Here is a 7,212-nt window from a genome sequence, read left to right as displayed (position 1 = left end):
ATTCATAGTTAAGTGACGCTAGCCTAGGAGAGACACCTGTACCCATGCCGAACACAGTCGTTAAGCCCTAGTACGCCTGAAGTAGTTGGAGGTTGCCTCCTGCGAGATAGGGGAGTTGCTTAGCAGATTATCCGCCATAGCTCAGTTGGTAGTAGCGCATGACTGTTAATCATGATGTCGTAGGTTCGAGTCCTACTGGCGGAGTTTAGTAGAGAGGAGGAAGTCCTTCTCTTTTTTTGTGTTTTGGGAGGCAGGCTAGGGGGGTGACTGGAGAACTTCATTTGTAAACTTTTTTACTTAGATAGGTGTGGGGGTTGACGGTTTAGATGCGAGATGTTAAGATACTAATTGTTAACTAGTTAAGGAGTTTTTATGTCAGATTTAGCTCATCATTTAGATCGTTTTTTTAATACTATCCTACTTTTGGCTGAACATCAAAATGAGTTGTTGTTAGGGCGTTGTCAATCTGATTTGGAGTTGACTAATACTCAAGAACATATTCTAATGCTCTTAGCCCAAGAGCGTCTTACAAATTCTGAATTAGCTAAACGATTGAATATTAGTCAGGCAGCAGTAACTAAGGCGGTTAAGGCGATGATTAGACAGGATTTGCTGGTGACGACGAAAGATAGTGCAGATGCTAGGATTTCATATTATAGTTTGACAGAAATCGCCAAAAATGTAGCTCAGGAGCATGATGAGCATCATCAGGCGACCTTATCTGTTTATGATAATATTTTAGAGGATTTTTCTGTGGAGGACCAAGAGGTGATTGCATCTTTCCTTGAAAAACTAGAAAGGGAGTTTAATAAGTGAGATATATTACGGTTGAGAATCTGTCCTTTCAATATGATGCAGAGCCAGTGTTAGAAGGTATCTACTACCATGTCAATAGTGGCGAATTTGTGACGTTGACAGGTGAGAATGGTGCTGCCAAGTCTACATTGATTAAGGCTACCTTGGGTATCTTGAAGCCAAAACATGGACAAGTACATATTTCTGAAATCAATAAGGAGGGTAAAAAGTTACGCTTAGCTTATTTACCCCAACAGATAGCTAGCTTTAATGCAGGGTTCCCCTCTACTGTTTACGAATTTGTTAAGTCAGGACGCTATCCCCGTAATGGCTGGTTTCGCAGGCTTTCTCAGCATGATGAAGAGCATATTAAGGTTAGTTTAGAAGCAGTAGGAATGTGGGAAAATCGCCAAAAAAAAATAGGAGCCTTAAGTGGGGGGCAAAAACAAAGAGCTGTCATTGCCCGAATGTTTGCCTCGGATCCGGATGTTTTTGTTCTTGATGAACCAACAACGGGTATGGATGCTGGAACGACAGAGACTTTTTATGAACTAATGCATCATAGTGCTCATAAGCATGGAAAAGCAGTTTTAATGATTACGCATGATCCTGATGAAGTTAAAGATTATGCTGATCGAAATATCCATTTGGTTCGTAATCTGGATTTGCCTTGGCGCTGTTTTAATATCCATGATAAGGAGGAGAGTGGAGCAGATGCTTGAGATATTTCAGTATGAGTTTATGCAGCGAGCGTTTCTAGCTGTGGTAGCAATGAGTTTTTTTTCACCAATTTTGGGTTTATTTCTTATTTTACGACGACAAAGTTTATTGAGCGATACTCTAAGTCATGTCTCCTTAGCTGGAGTTGCTTTTGGAGTTTTGTTGGGGTGGAATAAAACCTGGATGACTATCTTGGTTGTAGTTGTAGCAGCAGTAGCTTTAGAATACTTGAGAACGATTTATCGATATTATAATGAAATTTCTACAGCAATTCTAATGTCATCAGGCTTGGCTGTATCTCTCCTTGTAATGAGTAAAACGAGCAGTTCTAATATTAGCTTAGACCAATATCTTTTTGGATCTATCGTTACAATTAATCAGGAACAGATTGCTTTCTTGTTTGCTATAGCTGTCCTTGTATTATTTCTTACCGTGTTTTTTATTCGTCCCATGTATATTTTAACCTTTGATGAGGATACAGCGTTTGTAGATGGTTTGCCTGTTCGGTGGATGTCACTGGCCTTTAATATTGTGACTGGAGTTGCTATTGCTCTTATGATTCCCGCAGCTGGGGCTCTTTTAGTCTCAACTATTTTGATTTTACCGGCAGCTATTGCGATGCGCATGGCTAATAGTTTCAAGGGGGTCATCCTCACTGCTATTGGGATTGGCTTTATTGGTATGTTTCTTGGTATCGTTCTCTCTTATTATTGGGAGACGCCAGCTAGTGCTACCATCACTGTTATTTTTGTTGCTATCTTTTTATTTGTGAGTCTGTTAGATCGCTTTGTCAAAGAGTAGAAGAGCTTGGGAACGGGATTGCTAGTATCATGATAAGAAAGCATACCTAAATCCTGAGTTGCTAGCTTGTGCTTACCTAGCAAAAATATAAGAAAAATCCCTTTGCTCTGAAGGGATTTTCGTGTATAAAAGATAAGGAGTATAATGCCACAAGAACAGCTTCTGGACAGCAAAAATGCGGGTTTATCAGCCGTTAGTTTTTATGATTCACTTTTGGTTTAGCATTGACGAGGTTCTTAGGGGCAGTCTCCATCAAGGTTAAAAAAGTTTTGGCAAAAATCTCCGGTGGTTCAGGAAAGTCCTCAGCTACCCACTCGCCAACTAGGGCAAAAATGTAGTTGATGACAATCTTAATCATGCTGGGCGTCATCAAGGGACTTTTATTAATAATATAGATATCATCTGCTTCTAAGAGGAGCTTCAAATAACTCTCTTCAAGAAATTTGAAGGCTCTGCCGTCAATAGAGGTGTGATAGAGGATCCGCGCTTGTATCCGCTTTTGATAGACTTTGGGAATAACGTCTCTAGCGACAGCCTCGTAAATAGAATGAATACTAGGATCAGCCAGGCTTCGTTTAAAGGTCGCAAAACCTTCCTCTGTCATGGATCTATGGATATAATCGAAGATCTCATCCACGCTACTGAAATGCTTTTGGTAAATAGCCTGTCGTGACATCCCAGCTTCCCTTGCGATTTCTGTCATCGTAAGGGTATTTTTGTCTGGATTTTTAGAAGCAATTCTAAATACAGCATTGATAATACTTTCTCTACTACCTTGAACCATAGTCCCTCCTTGTATGAAGCTAATCTTATAAAAAAATTGACAGCCTGTCAAATGTTCTTCCAAACTGGGAAACTCATTGAAGTCAAAATCCTATATTATAAGGATTTTGGACTGCTTCTAGCTTGACAGGCTGTCAATTTTTAGGTCTTTTATAGTTTATAAAATTCTCTTATAATATCTAGGTCTATAAATAAATTAAACAGGGCTGCGACACTTCGTTTGGTTAGTCGATTTTACTAACCAAACGAAGTTAGTGGGGGAGGAGGTAGCCAATTCACCATAGTGATTGGCGTTTGTTATCAAGTGCGAGGCGCTTAGATAACAAGCCTTTGCCGTATCTTAGTAATTGAACACGGGCCTAATTTCCTCGGATAAAAGACCAACCTCTTCGTGTGTTAAGCACATGTCGTCACTCTCCTATTTTTCTGTCGGAAATTTTCGCCAAGCGAATCGGCCCTATGTATCTTAATAAAGGAGATATTACCAATGGCTTATATTGAAATGAAACATTCTTTTAAACGTTACCAAATGGGGGACACGGAGATTGTTGCTAATAAGGATATTACATTTGAAATTGAAAAAGGAGAATTAGTGATTATTCTAGGAGCTTCTGGTGCTGGTAAATCAACGATCCTCAATATCCTAGGCGGTATGGACAGCAATGATGAAGGGCAGGTCCTCATTGATGGGACGGATATTGCTAATTTCAACTCCAAACAACTGACAGATTATCGGCGGACAGACGTGGGTTTTGTCTTTCAGTTTTATAATCTCGTCCCGAATTTGACGGCCAAGGAAAATGTCGAGTTGGCTTCAGAGATTGTTACTGACGCCCGTGATGCTGCTGCAACTTTAAGAGAAGTTGGTTTGGGACAGCGTCTTGATAACTTCCCAGCCCAGCTGTCGGGTGGGGAACAGCAGCGGGTTTCCATCGCTCGAGCTGTGGCTAAAAACCCCAAGATCTTGCTTTGTGACGAACCGACGGGGGCTCTGGATTACCAGACAGGAAAGCAGGTTCTGCAGATTCTGCAGGATATGTCTCGCAAGCAAGGAGCAACTGTTATCATCGTGACCCACAACTCAGCTCTAGCCCCAATTGCTGATCGGGTTATCCACATGCATGATGCCAAGGTTAGCAGTATTGAAATCAACGACTATCCTCAAGATATTGCTAGTTTGGAATATTAGGAGGCATTTAGATATGAAGAGAATATTTTGGAAGGATATTCGGAAATCTTTCACAGGCTCTAGCGGTCGTTTTATCTCCATTATGACCCTGATGTTCCTAGGCGCCTTTGCCCTGATTGGACTCAAGGTGACTGCCCCTGATATGGAACGGACGGCTAGTGATTATTTGCAGCGTCATCATACCATGGACCTCTCTGTTATTGCTAGTGCTGGCTTCAGCCAGACCGATCAAAGAGAATTAAATAGGATCAGAGGAGCCAAGGTCGAATATGGCTACATGACAGATGTTAGTATCAAAGGAAAAGACGATGCAGTGCGGATCTTTTCCAAAACGGATACATTATCGTCTTATAAGATAGTATCAGGAAAACTGCCTAGCAAGCCTGATCAGATAGCTTTATCATCATCTCTAAAAAAGGATTATCAGCTAGGCGATAAGATTAGCTTCACCCAAAAATCCCAAGGGATTCTAAAGCATACAACTTACAAGATTGTAGGTTTTGTCAATTCTTCTGAGATTTGGTCAACAAAAAATCTCGGAACTTCTACAGCAGGAGATGGTGATTTAGCTGCTTATGCTGTCACGACAGCAGACAGTTTTGCAAGTGATGTTTATAATTTAGCCCGCTTACGCTACCGAGATTTACAATCCCTGAATCCCTACGCTAGTGACTATAAAAAGAAGCTAAAGGAAAAGCAAGAAGCCTTGGATGATAGCCTGCTGGATAATGGGGAGCAGCGTTTAGCCGCTATAAAAAAGGATAAACAGGCAGTGCTTGCCAAATCCCAATCTCAGGTCGATCAAGCTAAGAGTCGACTGGAAGCGCAGGAGCGGCAGTTAGTTTACCTAAGCGGTCAGCAATTGCAGGCTGCAGAGGCTGCCATAAGTCAAGGCAAGACCAAGCTGGCTAAAAGTCAGGCCAGTATCCAAAACGCTAAGGCTGCCCTAAAAACACTGCCAACTCCTAGCTACAGGTCTTACAGTCGTACGACCTTACCCGGAAGTAATGGTTATCGGACCTATGGTGATATCAGTCGTAATATTGATCGCATCGGTGACATCTTTCCCGTTGTTCTCTACCTTGTAGCAGCTTTGGTGACCTTTACGACCATGACCCGCTTTGTCAATGAGGAACGCAACAAGGCTGGTATTCTCAAGGCTCTAGGATACTTTGATGGCGATGTTCTCAAGAAATTTGTCATTTATGGGCTTGTTGCTGGCTTGTTGGGAACCCTTATTGGTGTTTTGGGCGGGCATTATCTGTTACCTTATATCTTGACTCAGAATCCTGCAAAATTGACCATATTGGGCCGGCCGCATTTTTATTTTTATTGGTCTTATACTGTTTTATCCTTGCTCTTAGCCCTTATCAGTGCTGCCCTTCCTGCCTTTTTGGTTGCTAGACGAGAATTAAGAGAAAAACCAGCCCAGCTCTTGCGTCCTAAACCCCCAGTCAGCGGTTCTAAGATTTTACTGGAGCGAATCAGTTTTATCTGGCAGCGCTTGAGCTTTACTCAAAAAGTTACGATTAGAAATATCTTCCGCTACAAACAGCGAATGGTCATGACCATCTTTGGCGTTGTTGGCTCTGTGGCCCTGCTATTTGCTGGTTTGGGGTTGCAATCGTCTTTAGGAAAAATCGTAGAGCGCCAGTTTAATCAGCTGACCCCTTACGATATGCTGATTCTGCGCAATGAACAGGCCAGCAGAGCCGAGAGTCAGCAAGTCGATGACTACTTGCATTCTGATCAGGTAAGGGACTATCAATCCCTCCATGCGCAAACCATAGATGAAAAAATCAGCGGTCAGGATGAGAAGAAAAGCATTACCATCATGTCAACGGACCAAAAAGATTTTGGATCCTTTATCCGCCTGCGTGATCCCAAAACTAATCAATCGCTTGTTCTGGATCATAAAGGTGCTTTAATCTCCAAAAAATTAGCAGCTTATTATGGTGTCAAAAAAGGAGAGACGTTCTCTGTAAAAGATGATCAGGGCCGTTCTTACACTATTAAGGTAGCGGGGCTAGTAGATATGAATGTTGGCCACTACATCTTTATGTCGGATAGTTACTACCAAAACGTTTTTGGCAAAAAAGCAACTCATAATGGTGAACTGATTAAGCTGAAGGATAGCTCCCAGTCAGATATTTCTAAGCAATCTAGTCATTTGTTGAATTTAGCAGGTGTTACTTCTCTGACGCAAAACTCATCCATGATTACGATGGTGAAGACAGCCGTTAATGGTCTCAATGCCTCCATGACGATTCTTATTGTGGTATCTATTGCTCTAGCCATTGTTATCCTCTATAATCTGACCAATATTAATGTTGCCGAACGAATTCGGGAGCTCTCAACCATCAAGGTTCTGGGATTTCATAGCCGAGAGGTCATGATGTATATCTATCGCGAAACCATCTTGCTATCGGTGATTGGCATGATTCTAGGTCTGGTCGGTGGTTATTATCTCCATGGTGTGATTATTGCCATGATGAGCCAAGATACAGTTTATCCTACTCAGGTAGATCCTTATGTCTATCTAGTGCCTCTGGCAGTGATTACCTTTATCTTAATCGTTCTGGGCTGGGTCGTCTATCATCGTTTGAAAAACGTCGATATGCTGGAAGCCCTCAAATCAGTAGATTAGAATTTTGAAAAGAAAAGTTTCTCGTTTATCAAGCTATCTTTCGCGTTATCCAACTAATCAAGCTAATTAAATGTATAAAAAAATGCTGGGCAAAACTCGCCCAGCATTCTTGTTTTGGAATCAATTCTTGGTACGGCGGTTGGGAGCAAGACTTGTTGGCTACGCCAAGAAGTATTACCCCTGCACAGAGAGTGGGAGTGAAACGGTCTGGGGAGAGACCGTTTTAGGTCACCACCTTAAAACTAGGACGTGGTGAAAACCAAAATTTTCATTTTTT

Annotated in this window: 6 protein-coding genes, 1 tRNA gene and 1 rRNA gene; 7 read left to right on the top strand and 1 reads right to left on the bottom strand. The window is 41.7% G+C overall.

The genetic code is table 11. The annotated features are described in order from the left end of the window. Positions 1–8: 8 nt before the first annotated feature. From rrf to AC4HAL_RS07780, 5 genes are all read left to right on the top strand, one after another. Positions 9–124, top strand: a 5S ribosomal RNA gene (gene rrf / locus AC4HAL_RS07800). 6 nt (positions 125–130) lie between these two features. Then, positions 131–204: transfer RNA gene (locus AC4HAL_RS07795), tRNA-Asn, on the top strand. Between the two features lie 168 nt (positions 205–372). Continuing rightward, positions 373–816 carry a zinc-dependent MarR family transcriptional regulator gene (locus tag AC4HAL_RS07790; protein WP_491093699.1) on the top strand — a complete coding sequence of 148 codons (444 nt, stop codon included), beginning with the start codon at positions 373–375 and terminating at the stop codon, positions 814–816. Next, positions 813–1,517 (top strand): metal ABC transporter ATP-binding protein, encoded by a 705-nt coding sequence (locus AC4HAL_RS07785; RefSeq protein ID WP_491093698.1) that lies wholly within the window; start codon positions 813–815, stop codon positions 1,515–1,517. Before AC4HAL_RS07790 ends, AC4HAL_RS07785 begins: the two co-directional genes overlap by 4 nt. Continuing rightward, entirely contained in the window at positions 1,510–2,316 is an 807-nt protein-coding gene (locus tag AC4HAL_RS07780) for a metal ABC transporter permease (protein ID WP_491093696.1), read from the top strand. The genes AC4HAL_RS07785 and AC4HAL_RS07780 overlap by 8 nt, the downstream gene beginning before the upstream one ends. Before the next feature lie 193 nt (positions 2,317–2,509). Here AC4HAL_RS07780 and AC4HAL_RS07775 read toward each other — a convergent pair whose 3' ends face one another. Continuing rightward, positions 2,510–3,100 carry a TetR/AcrR family transcriptional regulator gene (locus AC4HAL_RS07775; protein ID WP_491093695.1) on the bottom strand — a complete coding sequence of 197 codons (591 nt, stop codon included), beginning with the start codon at positions 3,098–3,100 and terminating at the stop codon, positions 2,510–2,512. 486 nt (positions 3,101–3,586) lie between these two features. Here AC4HAL_RS07775 and AC4HAL_RS07770 point away from each other — a divergent pair, with 486 nt between their 5' ends. Then, positions 3,587–4,288, top strand: coding sequence for an ABC transporter ATP-binding protein (locus tag AC4HAL_RS07770; protein WP_491093694.1), 702 nt, complete (start codon positions 3,587–3,589; stop codon positions 4,286–4,288). Positions 4,289–4,301: 13 nt separating this feature from the next. Continuing rightward, positions 4,302–6,935 (top strand): FtsX-like permease family protein, encoded by a 2,634-nt coding sequence (locus AC4HAL_RS07765; protein WP_491093693.1) that lies wholly within the window; start codon positions 4,302–4,304, stop codon positions 6,933–6,935. Positions 6,936–7,212 lie beyond the last annotated feature (277 nt).

The sequence above is a fragment of the Streptococcus sp. ELY_125 genome (genome assembly GCF_058314535.1).
The sequence above is the reverse complement of the archived record's forward strand: the minus strand, read 5'-3'. Positions and strand labels throughout refer to the sequence as shown.